Annotated in this window: 17 protein-coding genes; 10 read left to right on the forward strand and 7 right to left on the reverse strand. The window is 35.7% G+C overall.

Going from position 1 to position 26357, the window contains the following annotated elements; all coding sequences use genetic code 11:
* Positions 1–104 precede the first annotated feature (104 nt).
* Positions 105–2093: an alkyl/aryl-sulfatase gene (locus JI750_RS12495; RefSeq protein ID WP_202002243.1), complete on the reverse strand. Its 1989-nt coding sequence runs from the start codon at positions 2091–2093 to the stop codon at positions 105–107.
* Between the two features lie 615 nt (positions 2094–2708).
* On the opposite strand from JI750_RS12495, the gene JI750_RS12500 reads away from it, so the two are divergent.
* The 4 genes from JI750_RS12500 to JI750_RS12515 are packed head-to-tail and all read left to right on the forward strand — an operon-like array spanning position 2709 to position 7466.
* A complete protein-coding gene (locus tag JI750_RS12500; RefSeq protein WP_202002246.1) occupies positions 2709–4160 on the forward strand; it encodes a TolC family protein in 1452 nt (483 codons plus the stop codon).
* Positions 4161–5153, forward strand: coding sequence for an HlyD family secretion protein (locus tag JI750_RS12505; RefSeq protein WP_202002249.1), 993 nt, complete (start codon positions 4161–4163; stop codon positions 5151–5153).
* A 5-nt stretch (positions 5154–5158) separates the two neighbouring features.
* Positions 5159–6334: an ABC transporter permease gene (locus JI750_RS12510; protein ID WP_236673037.1), complete on the forward strand. Its 1176-nt coding sequence runs from the start codon at positions 5159–5161 to the stop codon at positions 6332–6334.
* Positions 6303–7466: an ABC transporter permease gene (locus JI750_RS12515; RefSeq protein WP_202002254.1), complete on the forward strand. Its 1164-nt coding sequence runs from the start codon at positions 6303–6305 to the stop codon at positions 7464–7466. Before JI750_RS12510 ends, JI750_RS12515 begins: the two co-directional genes overlap by 32 nt.
* Before the next feature lie 100 nt (positions 7467–7566).
* Here the strand turns inward: JI750_RS12515 and JI750_RS12520 are convergent, their stop codons facing one another.
* The 4 genes from JI750_RS12520 to aspT are packed head-to-tail and all read right to left on the reverse strand — an operon-like array spanning position 7567 to position 13235.
* Complete coding sequence (locus JI750_RS12520) at positions 7567–8760, reverse strand: porin (protein ID WP_202002257.1); 1194 nt, start codon at positions 8758–8760, stop codon at positions 7567–7569.
* Positions 8761–8781: 21 nt separating this feature from the next.
* Positions 8782–9831, reverse strand: a complete 1050-nt coding sequence (locus JI750_RS12525) for a type II asparaginase (RefSeq protein ID WP_202002260.1) — start codon at positions 9829–9831, stop codon at positions 8782–8784.
* A 27-nt stretch (positions 9832–9858) separates the two neighbouring features.
* Positions 9859–11505 (reverse strand): aspartate 4-decarboxylase, encoded by a 1647-nt coding sequence (aspD, locus tag JI750_RS12530; RefSeq protein ID WP_202002263.1) that lies wholly within the window; start codon positions 11503–11505, stop codon positions 9859–9861.
* 35 nt (positions 11506–11540) lie between these two features.
* Positions 11541–13235: an aspartate-alanine antiporter gene (aspT, locus tag JI750_RS12535; RefSeq protein WP_202002267.1), complete on the reverse strand. Its 1695-nt coding sequence runs from the start codon at positions 13233–13235 to the stop codon at positions 11541–11543.
* Between the two features lie 541 nt (positions 13236–13776).
* Between aspT and JI750_RS12540 the strand changes: the two genes are divergently transcribed.
* On the forward strand, positions 13777–15393 hold the full coding sequence (locus JI750_RS12540) for an arylsulfatase (RefSeq protein ID WP_202002270.1): 1617 nt from the start codon (positions 13777–13779) through the stop codon (positions 15391–15393).
* A 143-nt stretch (positions 15394–15536) separates the two neighbouring features.
* Positions 15537–16559, forward strand: a complete 1023-nt coding sequence (locus JI750_RS12545) for an LLM class flavin-dependent oxidoreductase (protein ID WP_202002273.1) — start codon at positions 15537–15539, stop codon at positions 16557–16559.
* A gap of 63 nt (positions 16560–16622) precedes the next feature.
* Here the strand turns inward: JI750_RS12545 and JI750_RS12550 are convergent, their stop codons facing one another.
* Entirely contained in the window at positions 16623–19004 is a 2382-nt protein-coding gene (locus tag JI750_RS12550) for a TonB-dependent receptor (RefSeq protein WP_202002276.1), read from the reverse strand.
* A 137-nt stretch (positions 19005–19141) separates the two neighbouring features.
* Between JI750_RS12550 and JI750_RS12555 the strand changes: the two genes are divergently transcribed.
* From JI750_RS12555 to JI750_RS22195, 3 genes are all read left to right on the forward strand, one after another.
* Positions 19142–20776, forward strand: coding sequence for a histidine kinase (locus JI750_RS12555; RefSeq protein ID WP_236673038.1), 1635 nt, complete (start codon positions 19142–19144; stop codon positions 20774–20776).
* Positions 20776–21471, forward strand: a complete 696-nt coding sequence (locus tag JI750_RS12560; RefSeq protein ID WP_202002283.1) for a LytR/AlgR family response regulator transcription factor — start codon at positions 20776–20778, stop codon at positions 21469–21471. The genes JI750_RS12555 and JI750_RS12560 overlap by 1 nt, the downstream gene beginning before the upstream one ends.
* 147 nt (positions 21472–21618) lie before the next feature.
* Positions 21619–22602 (forward strand): GNAT family N-acetyltransferase, encoded by a 984-nt coding sequence (locus JI750_RS22195; RefSeq protein ID WP_202002286.1) that lies wholly within the window; start codon positions 21619–21621, stop codon positions 22600–22602.
* A 95-nt stretch (positions 22603–22697) separates the two neighbouring features.
* Here JI750_RS22195 and JI750_RS12570 read toward each other — a convergent pair whose 3' ends face one another.
* Positions 22698–23489: a polysaccharide lyase gene (locus tag JI750_RS12570; protein WP_202002289.1), complete on the reverse strand. Its 792-nt coding sequence runs from the start codon at positions 23487–23489 to the stop codon at positions 22698–22700.
* A 487-nt stretch (positions 23490–23976) separates the two neighbouring features.
* Here JI750_RS12570 and katG point away from each other — a divergent pair, with 487 nt between their 5' ends.
* Positions 23977–26253, forward strand: coding sequence for a catalase/peroxidase HPI (katG, locus tag JI750_RS12575; protein WP_202002292.1), 2277 nt, complete (start codon positions 23977–23979; stop codon positions 26251–26253).
* Positions 26254–26357 lie beyond the last annotated feature (104 nt).

Raw genomic sequence — 26357 nt, forward strand, 5'->3', positions numbered from 1 at the left:
AATTGTTTTAATATGGTTTAACAGATAGGTTGGAATTAAGAAAAACAAAACCACTTTTCGAGCCTTCGAAAAGTGGTTTATTTTTGAGATTTTATAAGTTTCATTTAAGGTTCAACTATATGGAACCAGAAATTAAAGTTGTCAATTTTACCTAAGAATTTAATAAAGGCATTTTTATCTCCGTCAATTTTAATAGTGCCATTATCAACTAAATCTTTAAAAGAACTTTCTCCTAAGCTGATTCGATCTAAATCTTTACGGTTTATAGTAAGGCTAGCTGTAATGTCTTCGCTCACATTACTTCCAATTCTAGGATTCACCGCACCATTTTCTACTAAGAGAGCCACTTTTTCATTAACGTCGGGCATAGTGATATTGAAGTTATATTTCATTGCAGCAGCATCTGGGTCTGTACCTTTAAATTTCATTGCTAAGAAATTAAAAAACAAACTTGTAGACATTCCTCTTACCATATCTGGGCCAGCGGTATTTGGTGAAGGCATTACTTTAACTCCCTCTCGCAATTCTTTTGCGCCGGACAAGTAAAAGTTTCTCCATGGTCCAGATTCTGCCTGATATCCTAATTGCTCGTAAGTATCGGCAAGAAGATTACGGGCACTTTGATTTTTAGGATCGGCAAAAACTAAATTATTAAGTACTGTTGCTGTCCATCGGTATTCGCCTTTGTCAAAAGACTGTTTTGCTTTGGTTAAAACATTTGAGGCTCCTCCCATAAATTCTACATACTTTTTACCTTCTTCTTCTGGAGGCAGTTTGTCAAGATTTGCAGGATTTCCGTCAAACCATCCAAAATAAAGATCGTATTGTGCTTTAATATTATGGCTTACAGAACCGTAATATCCGCGATTATAAAATTGTTTGTCTAGACTTTCTGGAAGTTTTATCATGTTGGCAATTTCAACAGGCGTATATCCTTCATTGGCTAATCTAAGTGTTTGATCGTGAATAAATCGATACAAATCTCTTTGGCTTTTCCAGTACGTGTTTATGGTTTCATTTCCCCATGTAGGCCAGTGGTGAGAACCAAATGTTGATTGTACATCTTTACCCCATTTTTGTAGAGACAGATCGATGTACTCGCTCCATTTCTGTCCATTTCTAACTTTCGCGCCTCTAAGAGTGTATAAATTATGAAGCGTATGGCTAATATCTTCTGCTTGACAGAAAGATTTAAATTCTGGGAAATAAAACATCATTTCCGCTGGAGCTTCCGATTCAGGTGTGTAAATAAACTCAACCGTTATTCCGTCAATTATCTTTTTTTCTCCGTCAAGTTTTTTAATGATTTCTGTTCCTTCTAATATTCCTGCTAGTCCAGTAGAAGTTGTTTGTCCCAATCCAGTTCCAAGAGTTCCTTTAGCATCTTTAGGCAGGAGGTTTCCATACATATAAGACGCTCTTCTTCCCATGGTATTTCCTCCCATGACATTCTCACTGATGGCTTCGTCAAAATATCCTTCAGGAACATAAATTGGAACTTTACCGCTTTTTACATCGGCTTCATCCACAACACCTCGAATTCCGCCGAAATGATCAATATGGCTGTGTGTATGAATAATCGCAGATACTTTCCTTTTTCCCAGCTTTTGATTAGCTAGTTCTAGTCCTGCTTTAGCTGTTGGAGGAGACAAAAGCGGGTCAATTATAATCCATCCTGTTTTTCCTTCAATAAGGGTCATATTTGCAAGATCGAATCCGCGTATTTGATAGATACCGTCAGTAACTTTAAAAAGACCATGAATACTGTTTATCTCACTTTGTCTCCATAAACTTGGATTAGTAGTTGCAGGAGCTTTACCTTTTATGAAATCATATTGTTTCATGCTATATACAACATTTCCTTTTTCGTCTTTTATTTCTCCAGCAGGAAGAGTTGCAATAAAGCCTTTTCGGGCATTTTCATAATCGGTATTGTCATTAAAAGGAAGATAAGAAAGCAGATCTTCCTGTTTCTTTTTGGTGAAGGTACTAGCTTCTTTTTTGTTTGAATTTGCGTTCTGGGCTTTTACGCCGTCGCAAATAAATACCGCTAATAGAATCATTAATAGGAGTTCAGGAATTTTCTTTTTCATAAGTATTGATTTTAGAAATTAATAAACATATATAATTGTATTGTAGGGGTAAAGGGAATATCGAGTATGGAAAAATGATTTGAAACTATTATGATTTAGAGAGAAGTAGTTAAGCTTTATCTTATATAAATTTAATATTAGCTTTTTCTCAGTTTCATAAAATTATTAAGAAAGAGTTTCAAAAGTCTGATATTTAGCTTGAAACAGGTTGCAAGTTATAAGATGAAACAATTATTTTAGGAAAATTCAGCTATTTTGGAGGTTTCGACGATTTAAAATTATTTGATTTCTAATTTTTTAGTAATTGTATAGAGAAACAATGGATAAAATTTCTTTTTAATATAGTCTCTGATTTTCCATAGATTAAAATAGCACTTATAAAATAAAATCTTTATCTTTAACTAGTCGGTATATCGGTTTATATGCTTTTGTTACTGTTTAAGTTAAGAACCCCAAATTTTCGTAAACAGTATATTTTAAATACATTCAAACAATTTCAGAATTTATCTGAATAATAAGTTTTTATCTCATTTCTATTTTATCCTGCAGTTTTTAATTAAACAGCAAAGAAGTCGCTAGTTAAAAGTAATTTCAAATCATAAGAATATTATATAGATGCACATAAAACTAAATTTTCTAAAGCCGTTTATTTTGTTTTGCTTTTTGTTCGGTCTGGAAACAAAAGCGCAGACCACTTCTCTGGAGGAATGTTTTTCTATAGCACAGCAAAATAATATTACCATAAAACAGGCAAAATCTGCATTAAAGACGGGCGAATATAATCTTCAAGCCGAAAAGAAGGGCTATTTGCCTAAGGTAGATCTTTTATCGAGTTATTCTTATTTGAGTAATCCGCTTACGATAAATCTGCAGACTGTTAAAGACGGAGTTGTGGAGGGTTCATCACAGCAAAGTGTGAATACGGCAAACGAAATTTATCATGAAATTACAGGAAACAATTTATCACAGGCAGCGCAGGATCGTATTTATAATGCTTCAAAAACGGTTATTGGCGGTATTTATCCAGATTATAATCCCAGTTTAAGCAAGCAGTCTTATTTTATTGCAGGAGTGGGAGTTCGCCAGCCAATTTTTCTTGGGAATAAAATAAATTCAAGCATAGATCTGGCTCAATCAGTAGCCAATTCGGCGGGAATTGGAGTAGAGATTGCTGGCAAAGAAGTCGATTTTTTAATTGCAGTGCAATATCTTAGAATATTGTACCTCAACTCTTTAATTAAAAAACAAGAACAGATTGTAAACGCATTAGATAAAAACCGAAACTACGCCGAAGAATTGGTCAAAAACAAAATTCTTCCGCCATACCAGAAAAACTGGACGAATGTGGTTTTGATTCAGGCGCAAAGTCAGTACAACAATATCAAGATGGAAAAACAAAATGCCCATCTTGAACTGAATAAACTCATGGGAGTTGACCTTGACACTACGATAGTGATTTCGGATACTTTAAGATATGCCGAAATCAATCTAGAGAAACCTATGAAAGACTATTGGCTTACAAATCCAGTTTATAGAATTGCAAATAACAAAATCTCTTATGCAGAAACTGCCGAAAGAATCAGTAAGTCAATGGCTTTGCCGAATGTTTTTGCCATTGGAAATTACAATTTGTATCAGAAAGATTTACCGGTTTCTATTCCAGATTGGTTTGTAGGACTCGAATTGCAATGGACTTTGTATAATGGACAGACAAGCAAAAAGACTTTGGCAGCTAAACAATTAATAGAAGAAGCGAAATTAGGAGAAGAGAATTCGAGTTTAATGCTTCAAGTCCAGTCGAGAGTGGCAAAAAATAAAATGAGCTCGCTGCAAAATGATGTTATGACTATGGATGCAGCCAGAAAAGAAGCCAATACGACAAGTAGTTTAATTACGAAAAGAATGAACAATCAGCTATCATCGCCAAAAGACGTTAATGATGCTTTATTGGTAGAAACAGAAATAGAAAAAGGATATTATACTGCTGTTTTAGGATACTATCTGGCATTAGCTGAATATTTTAATAGTTTAGGAAATCCAAGTCAAATAACGCAATTTATTAAATAGATGAAAGATATATTTAAAAACTACTGGGCGCTGATCATTCCAATCTTTGTAGTAATAGCAGGACTGATTTTTTTCTTAAAAGACAATAACAAAGAAGATGGCAATTTCATAGGAATGGTTGACGCGACAAGTGTTGGCGTTGCGGCCGAATTCCCAGGCAGATTAGATTCGTTACTTGTAAAACAGGGCGATACTGTAAAAACAGGACAATTGCTGGCTGTACTTCGATCTAACGAAATAAACGCCATAAAAGCGCAGGCATTATCGGCAATTGATGTCGCAAAAGGACAGCAGGAATTGCTTACACAAGGAGCAAGACCAGAGTTGATAGAAGCGACTTCTAAACTATATCAAATTAGTCAGGAACAATATAAATTGTTTAGCACGACGTATGATCGTATGGAACGACTGTATAATGAAGATGTAATATCGGGACAAGAAAAAGATGTTTTCTATTTTAAATTTCAAGCGGCTAAAAAGGAAATGGAAACCGCTCAGTTAAATCTTCAGATGTTAAAAAACGGAACAAGACCAGAATTGCTAAAAACGGCAAATGCTATTGTAAAACAAGCAGAACAAGCCTATGAACTGACCAAAGCACTTGGTGATAATACAAGGGTTTATGCTCCTGCAGATGGCGTAATTTCTAACTTGGTTACACATCAGGGCGAAATTATTTCAATAGGATATCCGATTATGACGATTGAAAAGAAAAACTCCACCATAATTAAGTTTAATATCAGACAAGACAAATCAAATCTGCTTAAAGTTGGAAGTAAAACAGCGGTTAAAGTTCCAGGTTGCGAGCCAGAAACGTTTGATGCCGTCGTGCATTCTATTGCGCCAACATTAGAATTTGCCAATTGGGTTCCGTCCAAAGATAAAGGAGAATTTGAACTGAGAACTTTTACGATAGAAGTAAAACCCGAAAATCTTGCACAAATTAAAGGACTTCGTTCTGGTATGACCGCTTCTTTAATTCTTCCTCAATGATTTTGATGATAAACATAATTATTAGAGAATGGAAGCGCATTCTAAGTCTAAAGGTATTTTATTTGGTAATGCTTGTAGTTCCTGTCGCTTTGTTTTTCTTCTATGCTCTTATTTACCAAAAGCAGGATGCTAAGAATTTGGCATTTGCTATTTGGGACGAAGATCAAAGTGCCATAAGCCGAGAGCTGATTTTTTTGTTAGAACAAAAAGAAACGCTTCAAATTACCAGAAGAGTAAGCAGTGAAGCCGAAGTGAAAAAACTGATACAGGAAGGCAAAATATTAGGCGCTGTACATTTTCCTGCCAATATGCAGAAGAATATTTACAGCAGACATCCAAGTACTGTAACTTTATATACCAATGCCGCTGCATTAGTTCCTGCTAAATTAGTTTATAAGGCTGTTGCCGAAGTAGTCATTACAGGAAGCACAGGCATAATTTTGCAAAAATTGGTAAAAACAGGAATGAAACCCGACCAAGCAATGGCTATTGCTAATCCGATTAATTTAAATACCTATCAGCTTTATAATCCAACTTACAATTATCAGGAATATTTAGTTCCAGGATTAATAACTGTGGGAATGCAGATGATTTTGATTATCAGTTCTATGTTGGCTTTAAATTATGAATGGCTTACAGGAACGATGAACGAATTATTTGATTCATCAAAAGGCTCTGTTATTGCTGTAATTATTGGAAAAACAATTGCGCATCTCGCCATTAGCTGGATAAATTTTATCATTATTACAGGGATAATCTTTCCTTTTTTTGATATTGGTGTTTCTGCTGCAACGGGAAAGTTTTTTGTGCTGTATACTATGCTTTCATTAGCTTGCATTGGCATCGGAATGTTTATATCGGCTTTGTTTAAAGACGTAATGCTTTCAGGAGATGTTGCTCTTTTCTACACTTCACCTGCTTTTGTATTCAGCGGATTTACTTTTCCGAGATGGGCAATGCCTTGGTACGATCAGTATTATGCGCTTATTATGCCTTATACTTCGTTTTTAGACGGATTTTTTAAGGTGTATTATATGAATCTGCCTTTGAAATATGCTCAAGGAGAAGTGACAAAACTCTTGTTGTTTTGTGTTGTAATGTATCCGACGGCGATGTTGTTGTTTAAACGTCAATTTAATTCGATTAAAGATGAAAAAGAAACCGCAACAATCGCTGACTAATCTCTTTTTGAGAGAAGCTTCACAAGTAGTAAAAGATCATAGTTTGCTTCTTACGCTTCTTATTGCTCCTTTGCTTTATGCCTTTTTCTATGGAAGCATTTACATCAATAAAGAAGAGTTTGATGTAAAACTGGCCGTTGTAGACGATGATAACTCTAGATTATCCCGTTTGCTGCAGCAAAATATTGATGATTCGCCGATAGTAGAACTTGTTCATTTTTCTAATCTTGAACAGGCAAAAGAACAAATGTATTATGGAAATTGTCAAGGATACTTTTACATCCCAGAAGGAACAGAAGCCAATTTGCTGAGTTTGAAACAAAGTAATGTGGTATTAGCAATTAATGCCGCAAGGTTTCTCCCGTCGAGTGATCTGCTGTTAAATGTACAGCAGATATGCCTTACGGTTGGAGCAGGAGTAAGGCTTCAGTATTATCAGAAGAAAGAAGGAATGAGCAATACTATTGCAATGGAGAATGTAATGCCTGTAAATTTAGATTATCGTCCTTTGTTTAATGAAAGATCAAGTTATGGAGCATTTTTATTGCCAGGATTATTAGCCTTGATTTTACAGCAAACTTTACTGATTGGGTTGTGTGAAAGTGTGGCAGGTGAGCGTCAGCGTTCTCGTTTAAGAGAATGGCTAGGTTCGGGTATTTCTAATGGTATCTGGGGTAAAGGATTATTTTATTTGATACTTTTTTCTTCGTATGGCTTTTTCTTTTTAAATGTAAATTATAAACTGCTCAATTTACCCATGAGAGGCAGCGGATTCGAATTAAGCTTATTGCTGCTTTTGTTTATTTTGACTTTAATTCCGATGGCTCAATTTATTGGTTCACTTTTCAAATCGCAATTGCTTTGTTTGCAGATGATGGCTTTTTCAACTTATCCAATTTTCTTGATTACAGGATACAGCTGGCCGTTTGAATCGCTTCCGTTAGCATTGCAGTGGCTGTCTAATCTTTTGCCTACAACGCCATTTATTGTTTTATATACGGCTATTGTACAATCGGGTGCCAGTTTATGGGACAATCCGTCTGTCTTATTGCATCTTATACTGCTTTTTGCTTTTTATAGTATAATCTGTTTTGTTCGTTTGAAATATTTGATGCGTAAGAGTTATTCTTAAATCTGCTCAATCTGCGAGAGAATAAATAAAAAAAATGCTGGAATAAATCGCGTATTGCAATTTGTTCCAGCATTTCTCATTGAGTTAGTTACTTAAATTGTTATAATACAACCAAAGGAGAAATTACACCAAGCATAATTCTTCCAGTATTGTTATTTGATTGTCCTAAATCTGTTTTAGCATAATCGGTGTAATCGTACCATCGAGCCACATAAGTAGCAAAAAACTTTAAATTGAAGTTTTTGATCGGATAAAATTCAACTGTTGGAATAATACCGTATGCAGTACGAATTCGGTTTGAACTAATATTTGGATCTGGTATATCTTTCCAAGAAGCTTTACTTGTCATTCCGATAACCGTAAGTTTCCATTGTTCATTTAGAGAATATACCGCTCTAAGCCAATGTTCAATATAGTACACATTTTCTGCCGCATGATCTAAAACCGTTTCTGGAATTAAAGAACTTACAACTCCTGTTCGATCCAGATCTTCGCTGCTCCATTTAAAATCATATTGGAAAAGCCATTTTTTGGTTCGAAACTGATTTCCTAATGCAGTATAATACATGTTTACAGCTTTTCCGTTTTTTGTGGCTTCCTGAAAAATACTGAAACTGTAGATGGTTTTAAATTTTCCGTCTAAGAAACTTCCATTCCAGTTTCCAACATAGGCGGCAGGAAATTTTGCTTCTTCAACATCTGGTACATTTTGATACAGTTCAGAAAAAGTTTTAGTTCTGGAGTTTAAAACCTGTGCCGAAAAAACATGATCGGCATTTAGCTTCCAATTTACCTGAACTCCAGTCAAAAAGTTATCCGAGTTATCCACAATATCATTGTATTGATAGATATCGATCGGATTCATATCAAACTCATAACCACCCCAATTTGCTGTCATTTTTCCAATTGCAATGCTCGTTCTTTCAGATATTTTATATCCGATAAAAGCCAAGTCTGTAGAACTGCTGATGTTATCTGTAGATTGTGGTTCAGTTTCTTTAGTATATCGGTCTCTAAATCTAAAAAAGACTTTGTCTTTATATACTCTACCTTTTACCTCCAATCGAAACTGATTTACTTCAAATTTACTTCCAGTATATTTTCCATCTTCAAGATAGGTGTTAAAACCTAATTGTGTATTGAAAATCAAGTCAACATTATTAAGCAAATCAACCTTGCTTGCTTTTATTAATGGTGTTTTATGATTTAAGACAGTATCAGTCTGTTTTTCTTGCTGTGCATATGCGCCAGCTGCCAGAAAAACGCTCAAAATTATTAAAGTTAAGACACGCATAATTTACAATTTTGAATTTGTTTAATACTCAAAGAAATATTCCTGCAGTTTTTTATGGTCACTGGTTTGCGTTAATCCCAGCATTAATAAAATTCTCGCTTTTTGCGGAATTAAATCGTCTGCGACTATTGTACCAAGCTTTTGATCATCAGTTTCGTCAAATAAGGTCACTCTTCCTGAAGGCACTCTTGATGCTCTTGCCACAACAATTCCCTTATTGATAGCAGCTACTGCAGCATCTGTGTTTACTTTGTTAAGATTTCCGTTGCCTAGACCTCCCGTTACAATTCCTTTTACTCCAGAAGCCACGTAAGCATTTAATGCAGTTGCAGGCGCATCAGCATATAATTCTACGACAGCCACTTCTGGCAAAGTTGTTAAACCTGTAATGTCAAACGGAGTATTTTTATTGGCTTTTCGCACAGGAGTTTCATAAAGTGTAACTTTTCCGTCATAAACCTGTCCGATCGGGCCACTGTTTGGCGCAGTAAAGGCATTTAAGTGCGTTGTGCTGGTTTTTACAGCATTTCTCCCTGTCAAAATGTATTCATTAAATACTAATAAAACACCGCTGTGTTCTGCTTGTTTGGAAGCGGCTAGAGTTACAGCATCATACAAATTTTTCGGACCGTCTGCACTTATCGCTGTTGCTGGACGCATAGAGCCTGTAATAACTACAGGTTTGTCGTATCTTACGGTTAACGATAAAAAATAAGCTGTTTCTTCTTGCGTATCGGTTCCGTGAGTGATTACAATACCATCAGCTTCGTTATTTTTATAAATTTCGTTGATTCTTTTATTCAGCTTAATCCAGATATCTACAGTCATGTCTTGACTTCCTACGTTTGAAATCTGTTCTCCCGTAATGTCGGCCACTTTTTCAATTCCCGGAACAGCCGCTATTAAATCTTTTATCGGTAATTCTCCCGCTTTATAAGCCGATCGATCTGCCGAAGCTCCTTTTCCTGCAATTGTACCTCCAGTTGCCAATATTTTTATTCTAGGTAATTTCTGAGCGTAAATACCTGTTACTAATAAAACGGATAATAATAAAGTAAATAAATTTTTCATGGATCGAATGTTTTTAATTTATGATTATTATTTTTTTGAGTTTTCCCAGCTGGTTACATATTCCAATAAAATTTTACGGATATTTTTCCCAAGAATCAGATAACTATCTGTTGGAAGATTGGCAAGAGAAACTCTGATACTCCATTCTGGACCGGCAAAGCCACCACCATTTAAAAGTACAATGGCTGTTTTTTCTGCCAAACGGAATAAAACATCAACGGGTTCGAAATTCGTTTTCAGCCAATTGGCAAAATCATCACCATAAAAGTGTTTTGCGGCCACCATAACATCAATTTCAGAATAATATCCAGCACGCATCGGATCTTCAAGAATTGGAACTTCTAATCCTTCCCAAAGTAAATTAAGGCGTTTGTGGATAATAGATTGTGTAAGCGTTTTATAAACATCCTGAGTATCTAATAAACAAAATGCAGAGAAAAGCATCATCTGAAATTGCTGAGGTAAGGATAATCCTGCTGTGTGGTTTAAAGCTACTTGTCGGCTGTCGGCAACCAATCTGTCAATAAACTTGATTTTTTCTGGCTCTAATGTTAGAGATGAATAACGATTGTGAAGTTCTTTTTTGAGATCGGGACTCAATTCTGCAATTTTTTTATCGAAAATATTGTCCTGATGAATTGCGATTGTTCCAAGTCTCCAGCCTGTACATCCAAAATATTTTGAGAATGAATATACTGTGATGGTATTTTGTGGAATAATAGCCATTAATGATCTAAAATTATTAACGAATGTTCCATAAACATCATCTGTAATAATCATCAATCCTGGATTATGATTTTTTACGATATCAGCAATATAATTTAATGTATCAGTACTCATTGCAGAAGACGGTGGATTGCTCGGATTTACCACAAAAGCAACTTTTACAGCCGGATCTTTCAGTTTGTCTAATTCAGAATTTGGATACTGCCAAGTGTGGAATCCGTTTTCGCCAACTCCGCTTGCTTCTACATAAACGACATCAAATTTGTATCGATCTAGCTCTGGAATTTCGATATAAGGTGTGAAAGTAGGAGTAAGGAGTGCTATTTTATCACCTCTTTCGGTAAGATGATTTTGCATTAGCGAATCAAAAATATAGCACATCGCTGCAGTTCCACCTTCAACGGCAAAAATATCAAACTTGCCTTTGTCATTTCCTACGCCACACATTTCCTGCACTAAATAGTCATGAACAATAATTTCTATCTGACTAAGCATACGATCTGGAACAGGATAGTTAAACCCGATTACGGCTTCTATCCATTCACGAATCCATGCATCGCCATCAAAATCATGTTTGTCGATACCATAGTGATATGTTTTCTCTAAAAGCGATGCAGCAGGAGTATCTTTGTGTTTTGCTAAAAATGCTTCGAAACGTGAAGCTACTCCGCTTTTGTTCTGCACAATTCCTGCTAGAATACCTTGTTCTTCCATAACATTACGGCATTCTTCTAATGCAAATTGTCCGAAAAGAAAAAAAGCCTCCCTAGGAACTGTAGCAATCCAGTTTGGGTTTCCTCTTCCTGCGTTAAGTGTTATCGCGGTCGATTTAAGCGCGCTTTCTTCTGCCAGATGAATTAATTCATTTTTAATTTCAAATGGGCTGAGGGTTTGAAGTGTTTTTTCTACCTCTCTTGATGTTTTTATTTTTGAAATATCAATTGCCATAACTAAAATGTTTAGAGATTATATAAAAAATTCGACTAACTCATGATTAAAATAATGACGACGCCCCATATAATGAGTAGCGTATTACCAACGGCATAGGTCACGGTGTAACCCAATGCAGGGGTTTTGCTTTTTACAGCGTCTTGCAGAGCTCCAAGGGCGGCAGTAGTAGTTCTTGCCCCAGCAGCACATCCTAAGTTTATAATAGGATGGAATTTGAAAATATATCTTCCGATAAGAAGTCCTAGTATTAACGGAATCGCTGTTGCCGCCGCACCTGCAATGAAAAGTCCCCAACCGGCTTCTTGAAAACCGACAATAAAACTTGGTCCAGCTGTAATCCCCACAACAGCTATAAAAATGTTTAATCCAACATTGTTCATAAACCATAAAGCAGGTTCTGGAATTCGTCCAAAAGTAGGATGCTGGCCTCTTAGCCATCCGAAGAATAAACCTGAGATTAAAGCTCCTCCACTGGTACTTAGGCTTATAGGTACTCCACTAATCTTAATTGTCAATGCGCCAAGCAGACCTCCTAAAACTATTCCTAAACCAACAAACACCATATCGGTAGAATTTGTAGGACGGTCTGGATAACCGATATGAGCAGCAACTTGATCTACATCTCGTTTAATGCCCACTAGTTCGATCATATCTCCTTTTTGCATAACTGTATTGGGCAATATAGGCATCTGGATTCCAGAACGTTTTAATGATCTAATTACAACACCGTGCATATATTTTACATGTCGTAAATCAGCAAGGGTTTTGTCTATTACTTCTTTTTTTACAATTAATACGCTTAAAACTTCTACAGGAAAATTAAGAAGTTCAATATCCAGAACTTCTTTTTCGTTTACTGCTACATAGTTCATCATGTATTCTCTTCTTCCGCCAAGAGCAATGACATCATTTTCTTGAATTACGAATTTTGGAGTAGCATCAATGATCTCTTTTCCTCTTCTGATTCGCTGTATAAATAAACGTCTGTTGTTTCTTTCTAATTCATTTTCAACCTCCGCAACTGTTTTGTTGTTAGCATAGGAATGCGCAGCAATCTGATAGGCATTATAAATAACACGATCATAAGCAGAAGCAATGCTTGGATCATCGCCAATGGCATCTCCTCCAAGCTGAATTTCAAGTTCTTTTGCTTTTTCTACTAAATTACCTCCCAATAATTTTGGACCAATAGAAGCCAACAGCCATGCAGATCCAGCTGTTCCGAAAATATAAGTAACGGCGTAAGCAACTGGAATTTTGTTAACTAATGCAGCTTTCTGGTCGGCAGGAATTCCGAGTTGATTGATTGTGTCGGACGCTACACCAATTACTGCAGATATGGTTTGAGAGCCTGCAAGCATTCCTGCAGTTAAGCCCATATCATAGCCCATAATTTTACCGATAACATAAGGACAGATCAAACATAAAACACAAACAATTGCGGCATAAAGCATTTGAGGAAGTCCGTCTTTTTTTAAACCGCCAAAGAATTGAGGACCAACGCTGTATCCGACAGCGAAAAGAAACATGAGAAAAAATACAGATTTTACATTAGGAGAAATGACAATATCCAATTGTCCTACCAACACTCCTACAAGCAAAACGCTGGTCACAGTTCCTAGAGAAAAGTTTCCTATTTTAAATTTTCCGATAAAGTAGCCTAAAGATAAGGTTAGAAAAATTGCCAGTTCGGGATAATCTTTTAATGTAGTAATAATCCAATCCATAAGTATTTGTTTTTAGTATAGATTTATTAATAATTGATTATGTAAATCGAAGGAGTAGGGCAAAGACTGGGGGCTTTTTAAGAACAGTTTTTTTTAGGTCTTTCAAAAATATACCATAAAGTGAGAATAATTGCATAAAATGATAAGTGTAGATGTTCCAAATTATAATTTGCAACAAGAAAAAATGCAACTTAACATTTTGATAGTTAGGGATTTTGTTCGAAATGCCTAAAGAATTTTAGAGGTTTTAAGAAATCAGTCTAAAATTTTAAAAAATATATTAAAGAGAAAATTTATAAAAACAAGCAGTGTTTTAGAATTAAAACCCAACAATGCGCGATTAAGATAAAAATGTATTCTCGTTGCATATTATAATTTGCAACAAGTTTAAAAAATATTGCTTTCCTATTAATTGTAATTTACCCAATCAATAAAAACTCATGTTTCTGAAATTCTCAGAGAAGTGGACATTAAAATTATCTCTACTTCAACTTTTTTGATCAGATTTCAAACAAACTACATTTAATTAAAATCTTAAACCATGAAAAAAAATGTCTTAGAATTAATTTTTGCAAGTTTGCTGTGTTTCACTTTTATAGGATACGTAAGTGCACAAACTAAAAAGAAGCCTAATATCATTATGGTAATTTCTGATGATACTGGCTGGGGAGATTTAGGAGTCTATGGAGGAGGAGTCGGACGCGGAATGCCGACACCAAACCTAGACCGAATGGCCAAAGAAGGAATGCAGTTCTGGTCTTTTTACGGACAGCCAAGCTGTACGCCTGGAAGAGCAGCGATGCTTACTGGAAGAATTCCGAATCGTAGTGGTATGACTACCGTTGCTTTTCAAGGACAAGGAGGAGGATTGCCTAAAGAAGAATGGACTCTAGCTTCAGTGCTTAAAAAAGCCAATTACAAAACGTATTTTTCTGGTAAATGGCATCTTGGAGAAGCAGATTATTCTATGCCGATCGCTCATGGTTTTGACAAAATGCAGAATGTAGTGCTTTACCATTTGAATGCTTATACTTATGCTTTCCAGTCTTGGAATCCAGAGATGTCTCCTGAAATGTTAGATCTTTTCAAAAAAGTAACTACAGGTATACTTGAAGGGGAAGCAGGAGGAAAAGCTCGCGAGGTAAGCAAAGTGACCGAAGAAAACATAGCTGAATTAGATATGATGATGGTCGAAAACAACTTAAAGCAACTTGATGAATATGGAAAAAGCAAAGATCCATTTTTTATGTGCATCAATTTTGCTAAAAACCATCAACCTAATCTTCCTTCTAAGCAATTTGTGGGTAAATCTCCAGGTAAAAGCAAATATTCAGATGCTGTAGTAGAAATGGATTACAATGTAGGCCGTATTATGGATAAGATTCGTTCTTTGGGCATTGCTGAAAATACTATTGTTATTTACACAGTAGATAATGGCGCTTGGCAAGATGTGCATCCCGATTCTGGATATACTCCTTTTAGAGGTACCAAGGGAACAGATAGAGAGGGTGGTAGCCGTGTGCCTGCAATTGCTTGGTGGCCGGGACAAATCGAGGCGGGAAGCCAAAGTCATGATATTGTTGGCGGACTTGATCTTATGGCAACATTTGCAAGTCTTGCAGGAGTAGAGCTTCCTAAAAAAGACAGAGCAGGTGCTGATATGGTTTTTGATAGTTATGATATGTCAAACGTATTATTTAAAAAAGGAACACCACTTCGTGATAGATGGTTTTATTTTACAGAAGCTGAATTATCACCAGGAGCAGTGCGAATCGGAAAATTCAAAGCCGTTTTTAATACCCGAGGAGATAATGGTGCTATTGCTGGCAGTGACGCACCCGGACAACAGCTTGGCTGGAGAGGCGATGAAACATATGTAGCGACAGTTCCTGCAATTTATAATTTGTGGCAAGATCCTCAAGAACGTTATGATTTGTTTATGAACAGCTGGACTGAGAAAACATGGACAGCAATAATTTTTAATCAGGCTATTGCTGATCTAATGAAAACTTATGCGAAAATTCCTCCTAGAGCGCCTCAGAGTGAAACTTTTACGGGTGAAATGCAGATTGAACGCTATAGAACAATCGAACAAGTGAAAAAAATGATGAATGAAAAGAAAGTAAATCTTCCGCCTTTAAGTGTTGATCCTAAATAATATTATAAAAGTTAAACAGCTAATATTAAATATTTTAATAATTTTATAGATAAGCAAAACCATGTACTTTTTAAGAAAAAGACATGGTTTTCTTTTTTTATCAGTTATGCGTATATTTGAGAGAATAAAAAATAAAAGCCATTATGAAGAAAATAGGATTTTTATCATTTGGGCATTGGGCTAATCATCCATCATACAAAACTCGTACGGCAGCAGATACCTTGTTGCAATCTATCGATTTGGCAGTTGCGGCTGAAGAAATAGGTATAGATGGGGCTTATTTTCGTGTACATCATTTTGCACAGCAGTTAGCTTCACCTTTTCCTCTGCTTTCGGCTGTAGGTGCTAAGACAAGTAAAATAGAGATTGGAACAGGTGTAATCGATATGCGATACGAAAACCCGATGTATATGGTTGAAGATGCTGGAGCTGCCGATTTGATCTCAGAAGGACGTTTACAACTCGGAATAAGTAGAGGATCACCAGAACAAGTTATTGATGGCTGGCGTTATTTTGGCTACGAACCAGATGCTGGTGAAACCGATGCCGATATGGGTCGTAAAAAAGCTTTAGAATTTTTGGATAAATTGAGCGGAGAAGGATTTGCAGAACCAAATCCGTATCCAATGTTTCCAAATCCGCCTGGATTATTGCGTATCGAACCGCATTCTCAAGGATTGAGAGAACGAATCTGGTGGGGAGCGGCGTCAAATGCTACTGCTATTTGGGCTGCCGAAAACGGTATGCATCTGCAAAGCTCTACGCTTAAATATGATGAAAATGGTAAACCGTTTCATGTTCAGCAGGCAGAGCAGATAAGATTGTACAAAGAAGCTTGGGAAAAAGCAGGACATCAGCGTGAAGCTAGAGTTTCAGTTAGCCGTTCGATTTTTGCGATTGTCAACGATCAGGACAGGTACTATTTTGGAGGACAAGCCAAAGGCAATGATAGTTTTGGTTATATCGAGCAAGACAAAAGAGCAATCTTTGGCAAAAGCTACACAGCAGAACCCGATAAATTGATTGAAGAATTAGCTCAAGACGAAGCTATCCAAGAAGCAGATACATTGTTGCTGACAATCCCGAATACGATTGGCGTAGATTACAATGTTCATATTCTGTCGTCTATATTAGAACACGTTGCGCCAGCATTGGGTTGGAGATAGATTTTGATTATACAAAAATAATATCCTGAATCAATAATTTGGTTCAGGATTTATTTTTAAAGATTAATTACGATTAGCATCATTCGCCTGTCTGATTGTTTTTGGATCGGTTAGATTAAATCGATACACAAAACTCAAGCGATATCTTGCCGCATTAGGAATGCTATTGCCTCTAACTACATAATCAGTTCCGGTTGTGACGCTTTTATTCTGGCGGAGGTTAAAAGCATTCGTAACATCAAAAACAATAGTGGCTTTGTCTTTAAGCAGTAATTTACTAAATCCAAAATCAAGAGATTGTAAGGCTTCGGTAGTGGTTTGAGCATTACGTTTTTCTCCGCGAAAATTATATCTCCCTTGAAAACTAAACTTAGCTGGAAGTTTTATCTGTGTGCTTAAACGTCCAGTAAAGTTATTGCTATTATAATCCAGATTTTCTCCCATATAATTTCCTTTTTGTTTAAAGCTGTAAAAATTCATTTCGACATTGATCTGAAGCCATTTCAACGGATTGTATAAAGTAGATAATTCAATTCCGCTTCGTATTTCGTAATCAATATTTATGGGTGTTGTCAAGAAAATATCGTCTTGGCGATAAGTAAAATCCTGAATATATCCTTTTTCATTTTGATAATAAACCGAAGGATTTAAAGTAAATGTTTTCCATGTTTTAAGAAATGCCATTTCAAAAGCATCGGTATAAGAGGGGTTTAAATCGGGATTTCCAATGTATTGCGCATTCAAATCTGTGACTTCATTAAAAGGATATAAATCATAGAGATAGGGACGTCTAATGCGTTTGCTGTAATTTAACTGTAAAGTTGAAGCATCAAACTTATAGCTTAGATTAACAGTGGGGAAAAGCTTATTGTATTTCTTTTTATCACTATAAGCGTTTTCTGCATCTTTGATGGAAATATTGGTAAACTCAGTTCTCAAACCAAGCATGTAAGTAAACTTTTTGATTTTATCGCTAAATTGTGCGTAGGCGCCAGTTATAGATTCATCATAATTTAAATCATTATCAATATTCTGATAGATTACCCAATTGTTATCTTTTTGTTCTTCGGCCAAATAATCGCTAGTAACAGTTCGAATTTCAGTTTTTATTCCAAATTCTAAAACAGAAACACTATCAATAGGCTGCACAAAATCAGTCTTAGCAAGAAAATCTTTGCTGTTTCCTACCGAACTTGTTCTGATGCCAGGATAAACGGAAGCATAAGGAAGCAAACGCTGTGTCGAAAGATCCCATTTTTTATCGCTGTTCCACCAATCGTATTGAACATCTACAGTCCATTTTTTTTCTATTTGTTTGAAAGTATGGGTATAATTAAACTCAAACTGATTGTAAGCACGTTTTTCCATCGATTTTCCGTTTCTCACCAAAAGACTATCTGGTTCCGTATTTTCAAGATCACTGTCGTAATTGTACAGTAAATTGGTTTTGTCATTGTCGTGCGTTGCATTCTTTAAAAATGCGGCAGTAATAGTTTGATGTTCATTAATGTAATAATCAGCACCTAGATAAAGCAATTTGCCATCATCATGTCGGTCTTCATTCTGTACACGATTCATATAATTTGGTGTGGTAGTGCTATTTGTTACCTGATCGGTAGTATACAAACCTTTATAATCGCTTGAACGAATGCTGAAATTAGAAAAAATATTGATTTTGTTTGATTTATAATTGAGACTCGGATTAAGTCGGCTGTCATTTGGCGAACCCGCAACTAAACGAACCTGACCGCTAAAACCGCTTTTTTTGTTCTTTTTCAAAATAATATTAATAATGCCTGCTGAACCAGCAGCATCATATCTTGATGAAGGATTGGTAATAACCTCAATCCTCTCAATCTGATCCGCTGCAATCTGGTCAAGTGCATTGTTTTGCGTAAGTCCAGATTGTCTTCCATTAATTAATACCAAAAGATTGCTGTTACCTCGAAGACTTATTGCTCCAGAAGGACTTACTGCAATTGACGGAACGCCATTTAAGACATCATGAGCTGAACCATTTTGCGATAGCACATCTTTACCAACTTCAAATACTTTTTTGTCTAGTTTTAAACTGACATTGGATTTTGCAGCATTAATTTCGACTGCTTTTAATTGCACCGCATCTGTCATTAAACCAATTGTTCTCAAGTCAATTTTTGATTTTTCAGAATTGATTTTCAAATCTCTCTCATAGTTTTGATAACCTATATAGCTAAACAAAATTTTTATGGTACCTGCTAAAGTTCCTTCTAAATTAAATAAACCATGATCATCTGTTATGGCTGTGATTATTGTTTTAGATGTGCTGTCTTGTACCATCACCGTTACATATGGTAATACTTCCTTTGTAGCATGATCTTGAACTTTACCAGAAATAATGGCTTTCTGTGCAAATCCAAAGAGGGGAATGAATAAAATTAAAATACTGATTGTTAACTGTTTCATTTTTTGATTGATTTTTGATTGATTTTATACTGCAAGATTACCTCATAAAATAAAGTGCCGTTCTGGAAAACATGCCAATGGCTCTATGAACTTCTCAAATGCATTTAGCAATTCGATATTTATTTTACCTTTATCTTATGTATAAATGTGTCTTTTTTACCGTTTTGTATCTTCTGCTGTTTACCTCATGTAAGCATTATAAGGAGTATATTACATCTGATGTAACCTACAATGTTGATTACGATCATCAGCAGCACGATTGGAATAATTCTAACTTTAAATTTCAAGTAGAAGTTGAGATTCAAAAACGTGAAAATAAGACTGAACCATTAGGGCTTCAGATTAATGCTTTTGGTGCTTTTGATGTGTATTGGGATGGAGTTTTAGTGGGAAGAAATGGACAGATGGCAAAGGCAGATCGTGCTGAGGTGCCAGGAACAGAAACAACTTATTATCAAATTCCAAAGAAATTGTCCAATGAAAAAAAGCACGTTGTTACCTTAATCGGCACGCAATCGTATTTTCGAGAGGCCGAGCGTGAAATTCATGTAAAACTTGAAAGCTTTTTACAGCTTCATAGGGCACCTCTTGTGGTATTATCTTTTATGAATATTATGGCGGGCGCTTTCTTGATTGCTTCGATTTACTATTTTTTTCTTTATATAAACAGTGCCAAAAAAGAATTAACGGTTTTACTTTTTGGAATAATTTGTCTGCTTTTCTTCTTTTTGTTAATTATGGAATACGTAAAGTTTTATGTCGACATTCCGTATGATCACTATTATACTCGTTTAAAAATTATTGGCTGGTTGACTTTTGCGATTTCACTGCTAATACCTTGGTATTTCATGCTGCAGTTTGAATTTAAAAGAAAGAAATTGTTTTTAATTCTTTTACTAATAGTTCTTTTTGGAATTTATATTGGCTATTATGGACATTTTGATATTTCAGCTGCCTATTTTACTATCACAGCTCGTTTTTTCTCGTTACTGATTGCGATCGATGCCGCAATCAGAAAAATAAAAGGCGGACTAATTGTTGTTGCAGGTTTATTGGCAGGTGTAATAGTCAATTATTTTATGTTTTACGATTTCGGATTATTTATTGCTTTTACCATTTTAGTGCTCTGTATGCTTTATCTGCATACGATTCGTGCTAAAGCTATAGAAGAAGCTCATAATGCATCCTTACTGCTTTCTTCAAGATTGCAGTTAGAATTGATTAAGAAAAATATTCAACCGCATTTTCTTCGCAACACTTTGACTTCGTTAATTGACTGGATTGAAGAATCTCCAAAAGAAGGAGTTATTTTTATTCGCGCCCTTGCAGAAGAATTTGATATCATGAATGATATTGCCGAGAATACTCTAATTCCGGTTAGACAAGAGATTGATTTATGTCGAAAACATTTGGAAATCATGTCTTTTCGTAAAGAAATCTGTTATGAATGGAAAGAAGAAGGAATAGACGAAAATGAAATGATTCCGCCTGCAATCTTTCATACCATTATAGAAAACGGAATCACGCACAGCCTTCCTCCAAAACAAGGTTGTATTGTTTTTTCTCTGAGTTTTACCAAAGAAAAACAATTCAAACAATATACTCTGTTGACGCTTGCCCAAAATCGACAGACTAAAAAGGGACAACGAATAGGAACTGGATTTAAATATATAGAAGCAAGATTAACAGAGAGTTATCGCGCCAATTGGTCTTTTGATTCTCATGCTGTAGAAAAAGGCTGGGAAACAACCATTAAAATTTTTGAGAAATAATGAAGATTCTAATAATTGAAGACGAAGCTCGTATTGCGAAAAGGATAGAAAGAATGGCACGCGACTTTTTTGATAAAGAAGTGCAAATTCTCCTTGCAGATTCTCTAGAAAATGGATTGATTGTGATTGAACAACATCCGATTGATTTACTTTTGTTAGATTTAAATCTAAACGGTGAAGACGGATTTGAAATTCTCCAAACCTTTGTTGCTGGTCCATTTCAGACTATTATCATTTCAGCTTATACAGACAAGGCAATTACGGCATTCAATTATGGCGTTTTGGACTTTGTGCCTAAACCTTTCGACCAAAACAGATTAGCGCAAGCTTTTACACGTTTCACTAATCAAGGAAAGCAATCAGCTGGAGATGCACGATTTTTGGCAGTTAGAAAAGGAAAAACATTCAGGCTTGTGCCAATTAATGAAATCTTATACATAAAAGGAGCCGGTATTTATACCGAACTTCATTTATCAAACAATAAAATGGAACTTCACGACAAATCACTCGAAGCCTTAGAAAAACTACTGCCAGATACATTTGAAAGAATACACAAATCTTATATTCTCTGCTGGGAACAAGCAGATAAAATTATCGTAGAAGCAGGAGGGAAGTACAGCATACTGTTAAAAAATGGCTATATACTGCCAATTGGCCGTTCTAAGTACAAAGAAATTAAACACAAATTGATCTAAGGCCGTTGCGAAAAATGAAAAAAGGATAGTAATGCACAAAAAGCATTAACTAATAAAAAAATAGCATTTTTACGCATAAGGTTTTTGTCTAGTTTTATCGTCAGGAAATAAGAGATCATATTTTCCTATTTTACAAAATATCAAATAATGATTACGACCAAGCGCCTTGTATTAAAACCTTACAAACTAAAAGATTCTGATAGCTTCTTTAAAAGTTTAACTCATAACAGCGAACATTTATACGATTATTTCGCTAATATGATAAAAGTTAATGATAGCTTGGATTCAGTCAAAAAATATTTCGAGCAGAAAGAGAAAGATTGGCAAGAAAAAAAAGGTTATGCCTGCGGTATTTTTACAAAAGAAGATAATCAGCTGATAGGGCACATATCGATCAGAGAAATTGATTGGAGAGTGCCAAAAGGAGAATTGGCTTATTTTATTTTCAAACAGCATAATGGTAATGGCTATGCTTCAGAAGCTTTAATCGCATTCAAAAATTGGTGTTTTGCAGAAAAGAAGTTTAATAGACTTTTTATGAAAATTGCTGAAGAAAATACAGCAAGCATTAAAGTTGCCGAATGCTCTGGATTTATTTATGAAGGACTTTTAAAGAAAGATTATAAAAAAAGAGAACAAGATTTAATTGATATGAATATATATGGATATACAGAAGATTTGAAACTAGAAAGAACAAATTCTCAAAATGCAGATTTCTCCAAATTGATTGTACAATTAGACGTCAATTTAGCAAGCAGAAACGGAGAGATGCAGGAGTATTTTAATCAGTTTAATAAGGTTGATAATATCAAGCATGTTATTATTGCTTATGTGAACGGCATTGCAGTAGGTTGTGGAGCTATAAAACAATTTGATGCCGAATCTGTTGAGGTAAAACGCATGTTTGTTTCAGATGAATATAGAGGCCGAGGCATCTCGCGTAAAATTCTAAGTGAACTTGAAAACTGGGCAAAAGAATTAGGTTACGAATCAACTGTTTTAGAAACCAGTAATGTGCAGGTAGAAGCAGTAGGGCTGTATACTAAAAGCGGTTATGCAATTACAGAAAATTACGGACAATATGCGGGTATAGAAAGCAGTATTTGTTTTAAAAAATCACTTTATCGCTAAAATAATCAACTCCGATGTTTTTATTGGTAATGATAAAAAGCATCGGAGTTGTGTATTTTATTTTTTCCGGTCCAAATTGTTTTAAAGCTTATATATTATAGAGCATCCCAAGAAGCGCTCGGATAGTAAATAGAGCTTGTTACAGGAGCTGTCCAGTAGTCTTGGCTTCCGCCACGGAAGGTGTGAAGACTTACAGCATTTACATTTCGCTTAGAATCGTTTGTTACCCAGCGAATTTTTTCATTCAATATCTCTGTACCATTTACATAATATTTTACATATCCATCTGTATTTGATCCAGTATTCAGCTTCACTGATATTTGACAATTGTATGTAACACCTTCTTGGATATAATATTTTTTTCCAAAATCATTTCCATACTGTCCAGGCTGATCTCTATAATATACATAAGGCTGAAGATAAGCGCCACTTCCTTTAGCAGTGTTTGACCCATTTGGGCAATACCACATAAATCTGGCACTTCCACCATTTCCGTCCCAGGCTGCATCGCCACCTGTATTTTGGTCACCAATTAAGATTCCATATCCGCATTTTCCACCACGGCTCCAGTAAAATCCGTTATTAAATTTCATTTGGAACCAAACAGTGTAAACTCCAGTTGACCAAACACCATACGATGTGCATAAACCACCAGGGCAAGACAGTGTATTAGTTTGCAATGTAATTGTTCTTGCTCCAGTTGTACCTTTTGCTGTTGTGCTGCCTTCAAGTGCCGAATTAGATGCGAGAGTATCTTTACTAGCAATTTGTTGAGCTTCTTTTTTAGCAGTTTGGGGCGTATTTAAATCTTCTTGTTCCTTTTCGCAACAAATGAATACTAATGCCATGGTAAGTAGCATACTGGTTAATTTTAAGAATTTCTTCATTTTTTTAATTTTAAGGTTAGTAAACAATTAATAGTTAGTAAATAATAGATAGTAGATTACGGTATTTGGAACCGAAAGTGTAAAGTTGGATATTAATAATTTTGGAGAGGAGTAATTAAGTACGTTTTTACGTACACAAAAATACAGGCTATGTTTTTTGTGTATTTATAGGAGAAATCAGAACTCTATTTTATCTCAGAAAAACTGTTTCAGATCAAATATTTACTGCAAATGACTGTACTATAAAATTTTATATAAATGAAAAGATTCTTTTTATTAAATTTATTGTAGTTAAAACCTCATGTAAAAAAATGTTATTTATTAGTAAAAGACATTTTTTGTAAAAATATCTGAGCAATAAGGATTTTAAATGCAAGAAATGTTTATAAATAGATTTTGTCTATTTCGGAAGTAGTATTTACAATCTACAGCCCTAATTTTCTCTTTCATTAGTTTGTAATTTAGTCAAAAATAAAATTTTTCAACTATGGATAATCAATCAAATGACATCAGCAAATGCCCTTTTCATAATGGGAGCATGGACAAGCAAGCGGCTTCAGGAACAAAAAATCGTGACTGGTGGCCTAAACAGTTAAAGGTAAATATCTTGAGACAAAATTCAGCATTATCAAATCCGCTGAATAAGGATTTTAATTATGCAGACGCGTTTAAAAGTCTAGATCTTGAAGCTGTAAAGAAAGATTTACATGCTCTTATGACTGATTCACAAGATTGGTGGCCAGCTGATTTTGGTCACTACGGAGGACTTTTCATACGTATGGCTTGGCACAGCGCTGGTACTTACAGAGTCCATGACGGGCGTGGAGGAGCAGGAGCAGGACAACAGCGTTTTGCACCGCTTAACAGCTGGCCTGATAATGTGAGCCTTGATAAGGCTCGAAGATTGCTTTGGCCAATTAAACAGAAGTACGGACAAAAGATTTCGTGGGCTGACTTAATGATCTTGACAGGAAATGTGGCTTTAGAATCAATGGGCTTTAAAACATTTGGTTTCGCAGGCGGACGTGCCGATGTATGGGAAGCAGACGAATCTGTATATTGGGGATCTGAAACAACTTGGCTAGGAGGTGACGAACGTTATAAAGACGGTTCTGAAGGCGTTCCAAAAGACCATGGTGTTGTGTCATCTGATGATGATGCAGATGGAAAAATCCATAGTAGAAATTTAGAAAAGCCTCTTGCAGCAGTGCAAATGGGACTTATATATGTAAATCCGGAAGGTCCAGACGGAAATCCTGATCCGATTGCGGCAGCCAAAGATATTAGAGATACTTTTGGACGTATGGCAATGGATGATGAAGAAACAGTGGCATTAATTGCAGGCGGACATACTTTTGGTAAAACGCATGGGGCTGCTTCGTCAGATCATGTGGGTAAAGAGCCAGAAGCTGCAGGTTTAGAATTACAAGGTTTAGGATGGCAGAATAGTTATGGTTCTGGAAAAGGGGCAGACGCCATCACAAGTGGACTAGAGGTGACTTGGACAAAAACGCCTACACAATGGAGCAATAACTTTTTTGAGAACCTATTTGGTTTTGAATGGGAACTTTCTAAAAGTCCTGCAGGCGCACATCAATGGGTAGCAAAAAATGCTGAGGCAATTATTCCTGATGCTTTTGATCCTAACAAAAAGCACTTGCCAACAATGCTTACAACCGATTTATCATTAAGACTGGATCCAGCTTACGAGAAAATCTCACGTCGTTTTTTTGAAAATCCAGATGAATTTGCAGATGCTTTCGCTCGTGCTTGGTTTAAACTGACTCACCGTGATATGGGACCGCGCGCTCTTTATCTAGGATCTGAAGTGCCAGCGGAAGAATTGTTGTGGCAAGACCCAATTCCAGAAGTAAATCATACCTTAATAAATGATCAAGATATAGCTCAACTGAAAGAAAGAGTATTAAACTCAGGTTTAAGCACATCTCAGTTGGTTTCTACAGCATGGGCTTCGGCTTCTACTTTTAGAGGATCAGATAAACGAGGCGGTGCAAATGGTGGACGCGTAAGACTTGCACCACAAAAAGATTGGGAAGTAAATAATCCAACCGCATTAAAAGTAGTTTTAGATAAATTAGAAGCCATTCAGAAAGAATTCAATGCTGCACAAGGCGACGGTAAAAAAGTTTCATTGGCAGATTTAATTGTTCTTGGAGGTACTGCTGCTGTTGAAAAAGCGGCTAAAGATGCGGGAGCTTCAGCAACTGTTTCTTTTTCTCCTGGGCGTATGGATGCATCTGCAGAACAGACAGATGTTGAGTCATTCGGATACCTTGAGCCAAAAGCGGACGGTTTTAGAAACTACAGAAAAACAAAATCATCTGTTTTAACAGAAGAACTTCTTATAGATAAAGCAAATCTTTTAACTCTTACTGCACCAGAATTGACTGTTCTTTTAGGAGGACTTCGCGTTCTGGATATTAACGCTGACGGAAGTAAAAATGGTGTTTTTACCACTAGACCAGGTCGTTTGACAAATGATTTTTTCATAAATCTATTGGATATGAACACACAATGGCAAGCAGTTTCTAATGATAAAGAACTTTATACAGGAAACGATAGAAGTACAGGACAGCCTAAATGGATAGGAACTCGTGCCGATCTTGTTTTTGGTTCAAACTCAGAATTGAGAGCTATAGCAGAAGTTTACGCATCTGCCGACGCACATGAGAAATTTGTACAAGATTTTATTGCTGTTTGGACTAAAGTCATGAATTTAGACAGATTTGACTTGAAAGCTTAAATAGCAGTAATCAATAAACTAAAAAAGACGCCTATTTGGCGTTTTTTTTTTGAATAGACATTCTGAAAATGATACTAATTTACCATGTAATCAGGTATTGTTTT

Origin of the sequence: Flavobacterium tagetis (genome assembly GCF_016735615.1) — a bacterium.
Lineage (GTDB): Bacteria > Bacteroidota > Bacteroidia > Flavobacteriales > Flavobacteriaceae > Flavobacterium > Flavobacterium tagetis.

Bases quoted from the DNA above. Each gene is read 5' to 3' on its own strand.
- JI750_RS12495 (WP_202002243.1), bottom strand. From the start codon at position 2,093: ATGAAAAAGAAAATTCCTGAACTCCTATTAATGATTCTATTAGCGGTA.
- JI750_RS12500 (WP_202002246.1), top strand. From the start codon at position 2,709: ATGCACATAAAACTAAATTTTCTAAAGCCGTTTATTTTGTTTTGCTTT.
- JI750_RS12505 (WP_202002249.1), top strand. From the start codon at position 4,161: ATGAAAGATATATTTAAAAACTACTGGGCGCTGATCATTCCAATCTTT.
- JI750_RS12510 (WP_236673037.1), top strand. From the start codon at position 5,159: ATGATAAACATAATTATTAGAGAATGGAAGCGCATTCTAAGTCTAAAG.
- JI750_RS12515 (WP_202002254.1), top strand. From the start codon at position 6,303: ATGAAAAAGAAACCGCAACAATCGCTGACTAATCTCTTTTTGAGAGAA.
- JI750_RS12520 (WP_202002257.1), bottom strand. From the start codon at position 8,760: ATGCGTGTCTTAACTTTAATAATTTTGAGCGTTTTTCTGGCAGCTGGC.
- JI750_RS12525 (WP_202002260.1), bottom strand. From the start codon at position 9,831: ATGAAAAATTTATTTACTTTATTATTATCCGTTTTATTAGTAACAGGT.
- aspD (WP_202002263.1), bottom strand. From the start codon at position 11,505: ATGGCAATTGATATTTCAAAAATAAAAACATCAAGAGAGGTAGAAAAA.
- aspT (WP_202002267.1), bottom strand. From the start codon at position 13,235: ATGGATTGGATTATTACTACATTAAAAGATTATCCCGAACTGGCAATT.
- JI750_RS12540 (WP_202002270.1), top strand. From the start codon at position 13,777: ATGAAAAAAAATGTCTTAGAATTAATTTTTGCAAGTTTGCTGTGTTTC.
- JI750_RS12545 (WP_202002273.1), top strand. From the start codon at position 15,537: ATGAAGAAAATAGGATTTTTATCATTTGGGCATTGGGCTAATCATCCA.
- JI750_RS12550 (WP_202002276.1), bottom strand. From the start codon at position 19,004: ATGAAACAGTTAACAATCAGTATTTTAATTTTATTCATTCCCCTCTTT.
- JI750_RS12555 (WP_236673038.1), top strand. From the start codon at position 19,142: ATGTATAAATGTGTCTTTTTTACCGTTTTGTATCTTCTGCTGTTTACC.
- JI750_RS12560 (WP_202002283.1), top strand. From the start codon at position 20,776: ATGAAGATTCTAATAATTGAAGACGAAGCTCGTATTGCGAAAAGGATA.
- JI750_RS22195 (WP_202002286.1), top strand. From the start codon at position 21,619: ATGATTACGACCAAGCGCCTTGTATTAAAACCTTACAAACTAAAAGAT.
- JI750_RS12570 (WP_202002289.1), bottom strand. From the start codon at position 23,489: ATGAAGAAATTCTTAAAATTAACCAGTATGCTACTTACCATGGCATTA.
- katG (WP_202002292.1), top strand. From the start codon at position 23,977: ATGGATAATCAATCAAATGACATCAGCAAATGCCCTTTTCATAATGGG.